A 13,358-nucleotide genomic window follows, 5' to 3' on the forward strand; every position below is an offset into this window, starting at 1 on the left:
CGGCTTCCGGTGAAACCAAGATGAAAAAATACCAAAATCCAAAAACAGCATCGAGGGCGTCCGCAGAATATCAAACATAAAAATACAGTCCTCTATAAAATATTCCGAACTACCAAGAATCGAGAGGAACATCATGGCCAAATGCCCGAATTGCGGTGCGAAAGAAATTAAAAAACTTCAGTTGGTTTACGAGGAAGGTACTTCCGATTTTGACGGGATCACTTATGGCGTTTCAGCCCGAGGAGAAAATGGCGTGGGGGTAACGGTCGGTTCTTCTCAAACCTTGCTCGCTGAAGAAGTTTCCCCACCCTCCAAAAAGACGGTCGCCGCCTGGGCCATTTGGTTCTTCGTTTCTTTGCTCTTGGCGCTAAACCGTTTTTTACCCCAGAACGAGTTCTTTCCCCAAGGTGGGTTGTTCGACAAAAATTCACAGGGATTCACGATTTTCGGGATATTCGGAATGATTATTTTCTCCGGCTTCGCTTATACCGCCTGGCAATTCAATACGGAAGAATGGCCAGGCTTGTACAAAGAATGGTCAAAAAGATGGATCTGTCTAAAGTGTGGAAAAATTTTCAAAAACGATTGATTCTTATCGATTTTTTCCCGGGTCTTAATTCCTGATTTCCGGCAGCGACCCGCCTTACGGAAAACCAACTTCCGTTCATAGTTAAAGCCCCATCATCAGGCCCGTGGAGAGGGGGACATCCCGTCCAGTGCCGTTGGAGGAAAGGATGAGGTTATAGCCCCCCTCGACAAAGGCATAGGCGTCCTTGGCCATCTCGAACTGGAACCCGGCCGCGACCCTCACATCCGGGTCCAGCGAAACGGCCTCACCCGCGTCCGAGTAGGCGACCCCCAGGTCCAGTCCCCCCTCGGCCGAAAGATAAGGGCGGACCCCTTTCGGCAGGAGACAAAGCCGCAGAACGGGGAGGAAGGCCAACCCGGTCTCCGAGAGGAACCCCGAATCATTGATCGTCGAGAAGTCGGTCTTTTGGAATTCCAGACCCAGCGAAAGGCCGTCGAACCACTCGAAACCGAAGCCCACCGATCCGGCCGGGCCCCAGGAATAGGTGGAACGGCCCGACAGGGGAAGGTCCAGGCCCGCCGCGCAGGTCAGGAACCATTGGCCGTTCGGGGGCGCGGAGGGCTTTGCCGGAAGGGACGCCCTGCTCTCCTGGACGGCCAGGGCCTGGGGCTGGAACTCCAACATCGGGGCGGGAAGGCTTTCCCAGCCATGGCGGTCCGTGGAGGTCAGCAGGAAGCGGTAGAGCTTGTCCTTCTTCAGGTTCTTGAGGTCGATCCGGCTTTCGGTGACGGGTCCGTCGTTGAGTTTTCGGACCGGGTTCCCATCCTCGTCGGCGAGATAAAGGTTATAGCCCGCGATCGTGGACAGGTCCCTTTCGTCCCAACGGAGGGTCGCCTGACCCGCCGACCACTCCACTTGGAAACCTTCCGGGACCGGAAGCGTTGGGTCCTTGGGCACCACCTTCAGCCGGGCCTGGGGACTTTCCACGCCCTTCGCGTCCACCGACGAGACGCCCACTTCATAGGTCTTCCCGATCTCGAAATGGCCGAGGATGATCTCCGTGTCCCGGATGGGTTGGGGGGTGAGGCAGGTGGCCCGGTCCGCGCCCGGGCGTTTCCAATAGACCCGGTAGCCCTGGAGGCCCTGGGTCTTGGGCGCGGTCCATTGAAGGACCAATTTCCCCTGGGACTGACCGGCCTTCAAATGGGCCGGGGCCGGGACCTCGGCGCCGCAAAGGGTCCCGGCCATCCAGAGCATCGCCGCCCATAAAAGGGTCCGCTGGTCCTTGGTCTTTTCTTTATTTTCCAAATGGCACCCTTTTGCCCAGAGTGAGCTCCGCCCTTCCTGCCGCCTTGTCGGCCATTCTAGCCTCCAGACCCCGGATTCCCGGCAATGGAAAAAGCCCACTTTCATTGCTCCAAGGGCCTTTCCGGAAGGCCCCGGGCCGGAGGGCCCTTGAATTAAAATATTAAGAAAGTATAAAGATGCACCTTAATGCCGAGTCGGACAAGCCTTTTGGCCTGTCCGAACGGGGGACCCAAGTTCTTGGGGCGAATCCTTATCCGAAAAGAAAGACCGGACGAGGAAGGCGAGCCGTTCCCGCCGAGCCCGACAGCTAACCTCGTAGGCTTCAGGAGGCGTCACCCCTATGTCCGATCCCAAATCATCCATCAAGGTCCATCAGCTCGGTTGGGTCCTGGTCTTCGCCATCGTTTACGCGGATATCGGGACCTCGGTCTTTTACGTTCCCAGCATTCTTTATGATTCCATCGGCTACCTGGCCACCCTGGCCCAGTTCATCTGCACCGGGGTCTTCATCACCATCGCCTTGAAATACGTCGAGATCTGCGACCGCTGTCCCGACGGCGGCGGCGTGGTTTCCATCGTGCGCGAGGCCTTTTCCGCGTTGGAATTCCTTCCTTTGGTGGGCGGCTCCTTCATCACCGTCGATTACTTCCTGACCTCGGCCATTTCCGGCGTTTCGGGCCTCTATTACCTCTCCAGCCTGATGCCCAGTACCAAGGACCTGGTCCTCCCCGCCTCCATGATCCTTTTCTTGGTCCTCATCCTGGTCAACATCATCGGGATCAAGGAATCGGCTTCGGTCAATTCCACCTTCGCCACCGTGGAGATCGCCGTCATCCTCCTGCTGCTGGGAGTCTCCTTTTTCCACATCGCCGTCACCCCTTCGCTGTCCTTCGCCGGCCTCTGGCACAGCATCATCCACCCCGGGGTCCCCTTGACCGTCAGTTCCCTTGCCATCGGCTACGCCACCACCTGGCTGGCCTATTCGGGGCTGGAATCGGTGGCCCAGATCTCAGGCTCCATGCGCCTCCCGGTGAAGTCCACCGCCAACAAGGCCATGTGGTGGGTCATCGGCATGATCGTGGTGGTCTCCTCCCCCATGACCTCCGTCATCCTTTACATCCTCCCCGACGAGGTCAAACGGGCCCAGGCCGATTCCTTTCTTTCGGCGCTTGGCTTCACCGTGGGCGGCCCGCTCCTGGGGCTGGCGGTGGTCCTGACCGCCTCCACCCTCCTTTTCATGGCTTGCAACACCGCCATCGTGGGCAACTACCACGTGAACGTCCGGCTCTCGGACCTGGGCTTCCTCCCTTCTTTCTTGCGGAAGCGCCACCCGACCCTGGGGACCCCTTACCTCTCCATCCTCATCTCCGGGCTCGTCCCCATGGCCATCATCCTCATCACCCGGGCCAACGTGGATGCCTTGGGCGATCTCTATAACTTCGGCCTTTTGGGCACCTTGTCCCTTTCTTCCCTGGCCATCGACCGGCTCCGTTGGCGCGACGGGGATCGGGGTTTCAAGTTCTGGACCGGCGCCTTCACCACCCTGGCCCTCCTGGCGGCCTGGTTCATCAACATGTTCCATAAGCCCGATGCCCTGTTCTTCGGCGGGACCCTGGCGGTCATTCTCGTGGGGGTGGGGGTCTGGCACCGGATCGGCGCCGCCCGCAAGGCTTCTTCCCAGTTCGCGGCGGCGGAAGCGACCGTCGCCGATCTTCCGGAGGCCTCCAATATCCTGACCCTGGAGGAGGCCTTGGAGGCTTCGGCCTTCGAATCCTCCCCCATCATCGTGGCCCTGCGTTTCGTGAACGAAAAACTCCTGGAGGACGCGGCGGTCTTCGCCCGCGGCATGAAAAAAGGGAATGTTTATGTGATCTATATCGATGAGATGCCCGGGCTTTTCCTGCCCCAGGAGATCAAGCCCAGCGAGAACGCCGTGAATGTTTTGGTCGGATCATGCGCTTACCTTCAAAAGATCGGGATCAATGCCATCCCCGTCTGGCGCATGGCCGAGGACGCGGGCACTTCCCTGGCGGAGGCCGCCACCGAATTGAAGGTCGCCAAGGTCTTCGTGGGTTCGTCCAAGCGGACCTTCTTCTGGCGGATGGTGAGGGGACGGATGCTCAAAAAACTCGCCCAGAACCTGCCCGAGTCGGCCGAACTGGTCATCGTCGGATAGGCTTCTTTTTCCCGCCGCGTTCCCTAAGACCGGGCCTGATCAGCCACCAACGCCCCACCGCCACCAAGGACCAGATCCCCTCCACTAGCCCGAAGGGCCAGGCCCCTTGGAGGAATCCATAGGCCGAACCCAGCAGGCAACTGCCCGCGAAAGCCAGGATGAACCACCGGCTTTTGTCCTCCAGCGCGTAGGTGACCAGCATGGCGGTGACGGCGAACAAGCCGAAAAGCGTCAATGGATCCATGAAAAGGCACTTTCCCGTTCCGGGCCTTCCGGATAGCCTTCAAAGGCACGGAAGAAGGCCCAGCGAATGACGGACCGGAGCCATTCTACACTTTGGACGTGGACTTATATTCTTCTCAGGAAACTGGATCCAGGTACCAGGGGCTCCCGGGTTCGGATCCGGGTCCCATCCGATAAAGGCCCAATTTTTTCAGATAAGCGGGTGTTTCGTAGAACGAGCGGAGGAATTCGAAACATTCTTCCTTCTTGAAAGCCCGGTATTCTTCACCCCACCGAGCACCTAGGAACCCGCCATAGACGTGATAACATTTTTCGACGCAATAAAAAGGTTCCAGCCAAGCCTTGAATCCCCCGACCTTCGCCGGGAAAAAAGCGAACCGGCGCCGGATCCGCAGGTCCCCCAGGCGTTGTTTGAGATCGACCTTGATCCTCCAACGCATGTGCCACCTCCCTACTTAGAAGCCGCCGGGACCAAAGCGTCCAAGGCCAGGTTCAACTTCAGCACATTCACGCCGGGGTCCCCGATGAAACCCAACCAACGGCCTTGGGTGTTCTGGGCGATCAGCTCCTTCACCTTTTCCAAGGGAAGTTTTCGGGTTTTGGCCACGCGGGAAGCCTGGTACTCGGCGGCGGCCGGACTGATATGGGGATCCAACCCGGACCCCGAGGCGGTCACCAGATCCATAGGGATCGGCTTGCCGGCCATGTCAGGGTCGGCCTTCTTCAACGCGTCGATGCGTCCTTGGACCGTGTCCAAGAACCCGGGGTTCGTTGGTCCCAAATTCGAGCCCGTCGAGGAAGAGGCGTTATAGCCATAAGGCCCCGTGGCCGAGGGCCTGCTCCAGAAATACTTGGGATCGTCGAAGGACTGGCCGATCAATTCCGACCCCACCCTCTTCCCATTCACTTCGATCAAGCTTCCGTCCGCTTGGCGGGGAAATAGGGCCTTCCCCAAAAGGGTCGTCAGGCCCGGATAGACTAGGCCCAGGAGGACCGTGAAGACCGCCACGAAGATCAGCGAATGTTTGGTTTGAACCATAATGTCTTTAAGCATTTAAGCCTCCGAATTTCTGGCTGGCAGCGGGTAGCTGACAGCCGCCAGCTGTCTTTTTAAACCAGACCTAAGGCCACCAGGATCACGTCGATCAACTTGATGCCCACGAAGGGCACGATCAGCCCACCCACCCCATAGATGAGGAAGTTGTCCTGCAGCAGTTTCGAGGCCGAGGAAGGACGGTATTTCACGCCCCGTAAGGCCAACGGCACCAGGAACACGATGATGACCGCGTTGAAGATGACCGCCGACAGGATGGCCGACTGGGGCGTGGCCAAATGCATGATGTTCAAGGCGTTCAACTCCGGATAGGTGAGGGCGAAGGCCGCCGGGATGATGGCGAAGTATTTCGCCACGTCGTTGGCGATGGAGAAGGTCGTCAAGGAACCCCGGGTCATCAAGAGCTGTTTCCCGATCTTGACCACCTCGATCAACTTGGTGGGGTTCGAATCCAGGTCCACCATGTTCCCCGCCTCCTTGGCGGCTTGGGTGCCCGTGTTCATAGCGACCGCCACGTCGGCCTGGGCCAAGGCCGGCGCGTCATTGGTGCCGTCACCCGCCATGGCCACCAGGCGGCCTCCGGCTTGGGATTCCCGGATGAGCTTGAGCTTCGCTTCGGGCGTCGCTTGGGCCAAAAAGTCGTCCACACCGGCCTCCGCCGCGATGGCCGCGGCCGTCAGTGGATTGTCCCCCGTGATCATGACAGTCTTGATGCCCATGCGGCGAAGCTCCGCGAACCGTTCCTGGATGCCCCCTTTCACGATGTCCTTCAAGTGGATGACGCCCAGCACTTCCTTACCTTCGGCCACCACCAGGGGGGTGCCTCCCCGGCGGGCGATGGCCTCCACCCCCGTGCGCACATCCTCCGGGTACTTCCCGCCCTCTTTCTTCACGTAAGCCTCGATGGCCTCGGCCGCTCCCTTACGAATGGAGCGTTTCCCGATATCCACCCCGCTCATGCGGGTCTGGGCGGTGAAGGGTACGAAGGTGGCCTTCAATTCATGGATCTCCTGGCCCCGGAGGCCGTATTTCTCCTTGGCCAGGACCACGATGCTGCGCCCTTCCGGCGTCTCGTCGGCCAGCGAGGATAGCTGGGCGGCCTCCGCCAGTTCCCGGACCAGAACACCGTCCGCCGGGATGAACTCGGCGGCTTGGCGATTGCCCAGGGTGATGGTCCCTGTCTTATCGAGCAGGAGCATATCCACGTCACCCGCCGCCTCCACCGCCCGGCCCGACATGGCGATGACGTTGGCTTGGATCATACGGTCCATACCGGCGATCCCGATGGCGGACAAAAGTCCGCCGATGGTGGTGGGGGCTAGGCAGACGAAGAGGGCCACCAACACCGTCACGGTCACGACCTTGCCCGCGCCCGAGGCCGCCACGCTATAAAAGGAAAAAGGCAGGAGGGTCGCGCAGACGATGAGGAACACGATGGTGAGGGCCGCCAACAGGATGTTCAAGGCGATCTCGTTGGGGGTTTTCTGGCGCTTGGCGCCCTCGACCATGGAGATCATGCGATCCAGGAAGGATTCGCCCGGATTGGAGGAGACCTTCACGATGAGCCAGTCGGAGATGACCCGCGTTCCCCCCGTGACGGCGCTTCGGTCCCCGCCCGATTCGCGCACCACAGGCGCTGACTCGCCCGTGATGGCGCTCTCATCCACCATGGCGATCCCGATCACCGCTTCGCCGTCGGCGGGGATGAAATCCCCCGCCTCCACCAACACTAGGTCGCCCTTACGCAGGTCGCCCGAAAGGACCTCGGTCCGCTTGGAATCCTTGTCGGCCTTGGCCATCTTCTTGGCCTTCACTTCCTGGCGGCTCTTGCGAAGGGTGTCCGCCTGGGCCTTGCCCCGCCCTTCCGCCATGGCCTCGGCGAAATTGGCGAAGACCACCGTGAACCACAACCAAAGGGATACGGCAAAAATGAAGCCCGAGGCGGCTTCACCATGGCCCCCCAAGGATTGCAGCCACAACCCCGTGGTCAGGATGCTTCCCACATAGACCGTGAACATGACCGGGTTCTTGATCATGTGGACCGGGTTCAGCTTCTTGAAGGATTCCAGGATCGCCTTGCGGGTGATCTCCCCTTCGAATAATTTGCGTTCTTTCACGTGTTCGGTCGTCATTTTTTTCTCCGTTCCTTTGGGTTCAGTCCCTTGGGCCATTCGGCCCTTTTTCTCGCCTTTCGTGCGGGTCCTAGGGACCCGCACGCGTTTTGGCCGCGCCTTCCGGCGCCCTTTCCTTTTCATGCCCTTACATATGGATCATCTTCAGGTGTTCCACGATGGGCCCCAGGGCCAGGGCCGGGAAGAAGGTCAGGGCCCCCACGATGATGACCGTGCAAAAAAGCATCACGACGAACAGGAGCGTATGGGTCGGGAGCGTCCCCGCGCTCTCCGGCACCACTTTCTTCCTGGCCAGGCTCCCGGCGAGCGCCAGCACCGGCACGGCCAACCAGAAACGACCGAACCACATGGCGGCTCCTCCCATCAGGTCATAAAGGGTGTTCCCCGAAAGACCCGCGAAGGCACTGCCGTTGTTATTGGACTGGGAATCGAAAGCGTAAAGGAGCTCGGAGAAACCATGGGCGCCCGGGTTGTTGGTGCCTGCCCCGCCGGTCGCCACCGCCACCGCCGTGCAGATAAGGACCAGCAGGGGCGGGATGAGGATCATGATCGAGGCCATCTTCATCTCGTAGGCCTGGATCTTCTTGCCCAGGTATTCGGGCGTGCGGCCCACCATGAGCCCCGCCACGAAGACCGCCAGGATGACGAAGGCCAGCATGCCGTAAAGGCCCGATCCGACCCCGCCGAAGGAGACCTCGCCCAGCATGATCATCCACATGGGGACCATCCCCCCGAGGGGAGTATAGGAATCGTGCATGGAATTGACGGACCCGTTGGAAGCCGCCGTGGTCACGGAAGCCCACAGGGCCGAATTCACGATGCCAAAGCGCACTTCCTTGCCTTCCATGTTGCCGTTGGCCAGGACTTCCCCACCGGCCCCCGCCGTGAGCTTGTTCAAAAGAGGGTTCCCGCTTTGTTCCTGTTGGGCGCAGAGATAAAGCATGGGTGCCAACAGAAGGAACATGGCGGCTAGGATGGCCCATCCTTGGCGCATATCCTTCACCATGGCGCCCAGGGTGAAACAGAGGGCGGTCGGGATGAGAAGGATGGCCAAAAGTTCGAGGAGATCCGTAAAGGGCGTCGGGTTCTCATAGGGGTGGGCCGAGTTCACGTTGAAATAACCGCCCCCATTGGTCCCCAGCATCTTGATGGCCTCCTGGGAAGCCACGGGCCCCAAAGCGATGGACTGTTCATTGACCACCACGTGGTCCATTTTTGGTTTCCCGGCGATGGTCACGGGGTTCCCCTTGTCGTCGACCGCTGGCTTGTCATAAGACGTCGGTTGGACCAGGGAAGCCGTCGCCGTATTGGCGAAGGTCTGGGGCGATCCTTGCTGGATCAAGATCAGGGCCAAGATCAGGCTCAGAGGCAGGAGGATGTAAAGGGTCCCCCGGGTCATATCGACCCAGAAATTCCCGAGTTTGGTGGTCTCTTTCCGCACCAAACCCCGGATGAGGGCGACCAGGGTGGCCATGCCGGAGGCGGCGCAAAGGAAGTTATGGACCGCCAACCCCATCATCTGGGTCAGGTAGCTCATGGTGGTCTCGCCGCCATAGAACTGCCAATTGGTATTGGAGATGAAGCTGATAGCCGTGTTGAAGGCCAGGTCCGGCGGGACCGGCGATTGACCGGCCGGGTTCAAAGGCAAAGAAGCCTGGAGCCTTTCGATCCCATAGAGCAGAATTCCTCCCACGATGTTGAAGAGGAGCATGGCCAGGGCATAACCCTTCCAGTCCATCTCCTCCTTCGGCTTGATGCCGCCGAGCTTATAAAGAAGACCTTCCAGCCAACCGAACAGCTTCCCTAAAAAGAAAGGTTTGTCCCCATAGACCTTGGCCATATAGGTCCCCAGGGGCCTCGCCAGGACCAGGAGCACCCCGAAATAAAACAGGATCTGGATCCATTGATTCGTCGTCATTTGCGTTCCCTGACCTTTCTTTTAGAACTTCTCGGGCTTGATCAAAGCCACGACCAAATAGACCAACAACCCGGCCGAAACAAAACCGCTCACGACATAGATGATATTCATGGTTCGTCCCCCATCATCCGGTCCAGGCCCGCCACCAACCCCAGGGTGGACAAGGCGAGCCCTAAGAACAGTCCTATACAGATCAGTTCCAGCATCATTTCCTCCTTTTCCCGCTTCCCTTTTTCCGGGGAATGCTTTTTTTCCGTTTTAAGGTCCGGGACCTTCCGCCCTTTTCCTTCCGGACCCCGGTTTTTTTCCGCAGGAACCAAAAATGGCTTCCCAAGGCAATGGCCAGGCAAAGGGAACAGATGGAAAGGAAGACTTCCCAAAACAGCACATGGTCTTCGTTCATGGGACGGCTCCTTTCTTCATCCTCCGCCCGGGCTTGGAAAACACCTATGTCCTGGGTCATGGGAAAGATAGGACGGAAATGGATAAGGATGCTGTTAAGAGGGGAGGGGAAGGCATTAGGAAAAGATTAAAAACACGGCTTTCTGACCCCTCACATGGACCCCCCTTGGTCCTGGGACTTAAAATCAAGGCCATGAACGACAAAAGGCCCGACCCGGACAAGCTCCTGGACCGCGTGAAGATGGAAGCGGCGCTGGAAAAACGGGGCAAATTGAAGATCTTCTTTGGCGCCTCACCCGGGGTGGGCAAGACCTTCGCCATGTTGGAGGCGGCCCGCGCGAAGAAGAACGAGGGGCTCGATGTGGTCGTGGGACTCCTCGAGACCCATGGCCGCAAGGAGACCGCCGCCCTCCTGGAAGGGCTGGAGATCCTCCCCCCGCAGGAATTGGAATACCGTGGCACCCAGCTCAAGGAATTCGACATCGACGCGGCCCTGAAGCGTCGCCCCGACGTTCTGCTCGTTGACGAACTGGCCCACACCAACGCGCCCGGCGCCCGCCACTTGAAGCGCTGGCAGGACGTGCAGGAACTGCTCGACCTGGGCGTGAACGTCTATTCCACCCTCAATGTCCAGCACCTGGAGAGCCTCAACGACATCGTGGCCCAGATCACGGGCGTGACCGTCCGTGAGACCCTGCCGGACAAGGTGCTCCAGGAAGCCGATGAGGTGGAGCTCATCGACCTTCCGCCCGACGACCTCCTCAAGCGCCTGCAGGAGGGCAAGGTCTATATGGCCGAGGCGGCCCAGCGGGCCGTCCAGAACTTCTTCAAGAAAGGCAACCTCATCGCGCTTCGCGAGATGGCCCTTCGCACCACCGCCGACCGGGTCAACGACCAGGTGCAGGATTACCGGCGCACCATGGCCATCACCCAGACCTGGGCCACCTCCGACCGCATCCTGGTCTGCGTCTCGCCCAGCCCCTCGTCCGCGAACCTGGTGCGGGCCGCCCACCGCATGGCCAAATCCCTGCGGTCGGATTGGATCGCCCTTTACGTGGAGATCCCATCCCGGGGGGGTGATGAGGCCCGTTCCCAGGCCATCCAGCACCTGCGACTCGCCGAACAATTGGGAGCGGAGACCGCCACCTTGACCGGCAGCGACTTCGCCGAAGAGGTGATGGACTACGCCAAGGAACGCAACGTCACCAAGATCTTCATCGGGAAGCCCCCGCGTTATTCCTGGCGGAATCTTTTACGGCCATCCCCCGTGGACCGGCTCCTTCGGGCCAGCGGTGATATCGACATCTATGCCACCCGGGGCGAATCCGCCGATCCACGGGCCCCCGAACGCCCCCGGTTCCAAGGAAAGGCGGCCGGACAAGGGGAATGGAAGGGTTACCTCTACGCCCTCCTGGGGGTCGCCGCCAGCACCCTCATCTGCTCCTTTATCTATGAATGGTTGGACCTAGCCAACCTCATCATGGTCTACCTGCTCGGGGTGCTGGCCGTTTCCTACCAGCAGAGCCGGGGGCCCTCGACCCTGGCCTCGGTCCTGAGCGTGCTGGCCTTCGACTTTTTCTTTGTGCCTCCCCGCTTCACCTTCGCGGTATCCGACACCCAATACATCGTGGTCTTCCTCGTGATGCTGGTCGTGGGTCTGTCCATCAGCAACCTCACGGTGCGGGTGCGGGACCAGGCCCGGCATTCCCGTCTACGGGAACGCCGCACCGCCGCCCTCTACGCCCTTTCCCGGGAGTTGGCCTCCACTTGGGGCACGGCGGAACTATTGGACATCGCCGTCAAGCACATCGCCGAGGTCTTCGAGAGCTCGGTCATCGCCTTCCTGCCCGATGAGCATGGACGGCTGAAGGTCCAATGCGGGGACATGGGGGCTTTCGACCTGACCTCCAAGGAAATGGGGGTGGCCCATTGGGCCTTCGACCTGGGTCAACCGGCAGGCCGGGGCACCGACACCCTGCCGGGGACCGATGCCCTTTACCTGCCCCTGCTCGCTTCCGGCGCCCCCGTGGGGGCGCTGGGCGTGAAACCCCGCCACCCCGAGAAGCTCTTCATCCCCGAACAGCTCCATCTCCTGGAGGCCTTCGCCCATCAGACCGCCTTGGCCGTGGCGGCCGACAAGCTCCTTCAAAAACAACAACAGACCCAGATGGAGGTGGAATCGGAGAAGCTCCGCAGTTCCCTTTTGAGCTCCGTCTCCCATGACCTTCGCACTCCCTTGGCCGCCATCACGGGCTCCATCAGCAGCCTCCTGCAGAACGGCGAGTCCTTCCCCGCCCCCACCCGGCGGGACCTCTTGGAGAACATCCACGATGAATCGGAACGCCTGGAGCGGCTGGTGAACAACCTGCTGGAGATGACCAAGCTGGAATCGGGCTCCATCCAGCCCAACAGGGAATTGAACCACCCGGCCGAGGTCATCGGTTCCGCCCTGGCCCGCCTCGACAAGAAAGCATCGGCCCGCAAGATCACCACCCGCATCCCCCCGGACCTGCCGCTCGTCCCCATGGACAGCCTCTTGATCGAACAGGTCCTGGTGAACCTCGTGGACAACGCCTTGAAGTACACCCCCCCCGATTCCCCGGTGGAGATCATCGCGGGGGTGGGGGAAGGTTTCCTGGAGATCGAGGTCGCCGACCGGGGGCCGGGCCTGCCCGAAGCCGACCTGCCCCGGCTCTTCGAGAAGTTCTACCGGGGTCCCGAACAGGGACGGGCGGCGGGCGCGGGGCTGGGCCTTTCCATCTGCAAGGGTTTCGTGCAGATCCACGGCGGCTCCATCGAGGCGCGCAACCGTCCGGGCGGCGGGGCGGTCTTCCGGTTCACCCTTCCCCTGGAGGCCGGACATGGCGGATAAAGGCACGGTCCTGGTGGTGGAGGACGAACTCCCCATCCGGCGCTTCCTCAAACCCTCCCTGCAAAGCCACGGCTTCAAGGTCGTCGAGGCGGAAAGGGGCGAGGAAGCGATCGCCCTGGCCTCGTCCCACAATCCCGACATCATCCTGCTGGACCTGGGACTTCCCGATCTGGACGGCCTGGAGGTCGTGAAGCGCCTTCGGGAGTGGACCGCCACCCCCATCATCATCCTGACCGCCCGGGGCAAGGAGAAGGACAAGATCGCGGGACTCGACGCGGGCGCCGACGACTACCTGACCAAACCCTTCGACGTGGGCGAGCTCATGGCCCGCATCCGGGCGGCGCTCCGCCATTCCCAACGGCTCAAGGCCGGGGGCAAATCGGACGCCGTCTTCGAAGCCCCCGACTTCAGGGTGGACCTTTCCGCCCGGGTCGTCACCGTCCGCGGGAAGGAGACCCACCTGACCCCCAATGAGTACGATCTTTTGGCCTGCCTCATCCGGCACGCGGGCAAGGTCGTCACCCAGAAGCAGATCCTCCAGGAGGTCTGGGGCCCCGCCAGCGGCGACCAGGTCCAATACCTGCGCATCTACATCTATCAATTACGCCGTAAGCTCGAAGCCGACCCCGACCGGCCCCATTACCTGGTCACCGAGTCCGGCGTCGGCTACCGCCTCAAGACCGATTGACGGAATAAAAAAGCCCCGGCGGACGGAATGTCCACC

At 60.6% G+C, this 13,358-nt stretch carries 11 protein-coding genes and 1 riboswitch; of the genes, 4 read left to right on the forward strand and 7 right to left on the reverse strand.

The genetic code is table 11. The annotated features are described in order from the left end of the window. Nucleotides 1-133: 133 nt before the first annotated feature. On the forward strand, nucleotides 134-589 hold the full coding sequence (locus VHE12_02960) for a hypothetical protein (protein ID HVZ79745.1): 456 nt from the start codon (nucleotides 134-136) through the stop codon (nucleotides 587-589). 81 nt (nucleotides 590-670) lie between these two features. On the opposite strand, the gene VHE12_02965 is transcribed toward VHE12_02960, so the two are convergent. Beyond that, nucleotides 671-1,837, reverse strand: coding sequence for a fibronectin type III domain-containing protein (locus VHE12_02965; GenBank protein HVZ79746.1), 1,167 nt, complete (start codon nucleotides 1,835-1,837; stop codon nucleotides 671-673). A 177-nt stretch (nucleotides 1,838-2,014) separates the two neighbouring features. Next, nucleotides 2,015-2,174: riboswitch (cyclic di-AMP (ydaO/yuaA leader) on the forward strand. 3 nt (nucleotides 2,175-2,177) lie between these two features. On the opposite strand from VHE12_02965, the gene VHE12_02970 reads away from it, so the two are divergent. After that, nucleotides 2,178-4,013, forward strand: coding sequence for an APC family permease (locus VHE12_02970; protein HVZ79747.1), 1,836 nt, complete (start codon nucleotides 2,178-2,180; stop codon nucleotides 4,011-4,013). On the opposite strand, the gene VHE12_02975 is transcribed toward VHE12_02970, so the two are convergent. The 6 genes from VHE12_02975 to kdpF all read right to left on the reverse strand — a co-directional run bounded on the left by VHE12_02975 (nucleotide 4,000) and on the right by kdpF (nucleotide 9,471). Then, complete coding sequence (locus VHE12_02975; GenBank protein ID HVZ79748.1) at nucleotides 4,000-4,257, reverse strand: hypothetical protein; 258 nt, start codon at nucleotides 4,255-4,257, stop codon at nucleotides 4,000-4,002. The genes VHE12_02970 and VHE12_02975 overlap by 14 nt on opposite strands. Before the next feature lie 115 nt (nucleotides 4,258-4,372). After that, nucleotides 4,373-4,696 carry a hypothetical protein gene (locus tag VHE12_02980; GenBank protein HVZ79749.1) on the reverse strand — a complete coding sequence of 108 codons (324 nt, stop codon included), beginning with the start codon at nucleotides 4,694-4,696 and terminating at the stop codon, nucleotides 4,373-4,375. An 11-nt stretch (nucleotides 4,697-4,707) separates the two neighbouring features. Continuing rightward, complete coding sequence (kdpC, locus tag VHE12_02985) at nucleotides 4,708-5,310, reverse strand: potassium-transporting ATPase subunit KdpC (GenBank protein HVZ79750.1); 603 nt, start codon at nucleotides 5,308-5,310, stop codon at nucleotides 4,708-4,710. A 56-nt stretch (nucleotides 5,311-5,366) separates the two neighbouring features. Beyond that, nucleotides 5,367-7,442, reverse strand: a complete 2,076-nt coding sequence (gene kdpB / locus VHE12_02990; protein HVZ79751.1) for a potassium-transporting ATPase subunit KdpB — start codon at nucleotides 7,440-7,442, stop codon at nucleotides 5,367-5,369. Between the two features lie 127 nt (nucleotides 7,443-7,569). Next, entirely contained in the window at nucleotides 7,570-9,360 is a 1,791-nt protein-coding gene (gene kdpA, locus VHE12_02995) for a potassium-transporting ATPase subunit KdpA (GenBank protein ID HVZ79752.1), read from the reverse strand. A 21-nt stretch (nucleotides 9,361-9,381) separates the two neighbouring features. After that, nucleotides 9,382-9,471 (reverse strand): K(+)-transporting ATPase subunit F, encoded by a 90-nt coding sequence (kdpF, locus tag VHE12_03000; protein HVZ79753.1) that lies wholly within the window; start codon nucleotides 9,469-9,471, stop codon nucleotides 9,382-9,384. Nucleotides 9,472-9,955: 484 nt separating this feature from the next. Here kdpF and VHE12_03005 point away from each other — a divergent pair, with 484 nt between their 5' ends. Both VHE12_03005 and VHE12_03010 read left to right on the forward strand, forming a co-directional pair. Continuing rightward, a complete protein-coding gene (locus VHE12_03005) occupies nucleotides 9,956-12,634 on the forward strand; it encodes a sensor histidine kinase KdpD (protein HVZ79754.1) in 2,679 nt (892 codons plus the stop codon). Beyond that, the gene (locus VHE12_03010) at nucleotides 12,624-13,322 is read left to right on the forward strand and encodes a response regulator (GenBank protein ID HVZ79755.1); all 699 of its coding nucleotides are present in this window, start codon (nucleotides 12,624-12,626) and stop codon (nucleotides 13,320-13,322) included. The genes VHE12_03005 and VHE12_03010 overlap by 11 nt, the downstream gene beginning before the upstream one ends. Nucleotides 13,323-13,358 lie beyond the last annotated feature (36 nt).

Source organism: bacterium (assembly GCA_035549195.1).
Taxonomy (GTDB): Bacteria; Oederibacteriota; Muellerivitia; order Muellerivitales; family Muellerivitaceae; genus DASZRK01.

What these genes read in the sequence shown, in the direction of transcription:
- VHE12_02980 (HVZ79749.1), bottom strand. Translation starts at nt 4,696, where the DNA reads ATGCGTTGGAGGATCAAGGTCGATCTCAAACAACGCCTGGGGGACCTG.
- VHE12_02970 (HVZ79747.1), top strand. Translation starts at nt 2,178, where the DNA reads ATGTCCGATCCCAAATCATCCATCAAGGTCCATCAGCTCGGTTGGGTC.
- VHE12_03010 (HVZ79755.1), top strand. Translation starts at nt 12,624, where the DNA reads ATGGCGGATAAAGGCACGGTCCTGGTGGTGGAGGACGAACTCCCCATC.
- kdpA (HVZ79752.1), bottom strand. Translation starts at nt 9,360, where the DNA reads ATGACGACGAATCAATGGATCCAGATCCTGTTTTATTTCGGGGTGCTC.
- VHE12_03005 (HVZ79754.1), top strand. Translation starts at nt 9,956, where the DNA reads ATGAACGACAAAAGGCCCGACCCGGACAAGCTCCTGGACCGCGTGAAG.
- VHE12_02975 (HVZ79748.1), bottom strand. Translation starts at nt 4,257, where the DNA reads ATGGATCCATTGACGCTTTTCGGCTTGTTCGCCGTCACCGCCATGCTG.
- kdpB (HVZ79751.1), bottom strand. Translation starts at nt 7,442, where the DNA reads ATGACGACCGAACACGTGAAAGAACGCAAATTATTCGAAGGGGAGATC.
- kdpC (HVZ79750.1), bottom strand. Translation starts at nt 5,310, where the DNA reads ATGCTTAAAGACATTATGGTTCAAACCAAACATTCGCTGATCTTCGTG.
- VHE12_02960 (HVZ79745.1), top strand. Translation starts at nt 134, where the DNA reads ATGGCCAAATGCCCGAATTGCGGTGCGAAAGAAATTAAAAAACTTCAG.
- kdpF (HVZ79753.1), bottom strand. Translation starts at nt 9,471, where the DNA reads ATGAATATCATCTATGTCGTGAGCGGTTTTGTTTCGGCCGGGTTGTTG.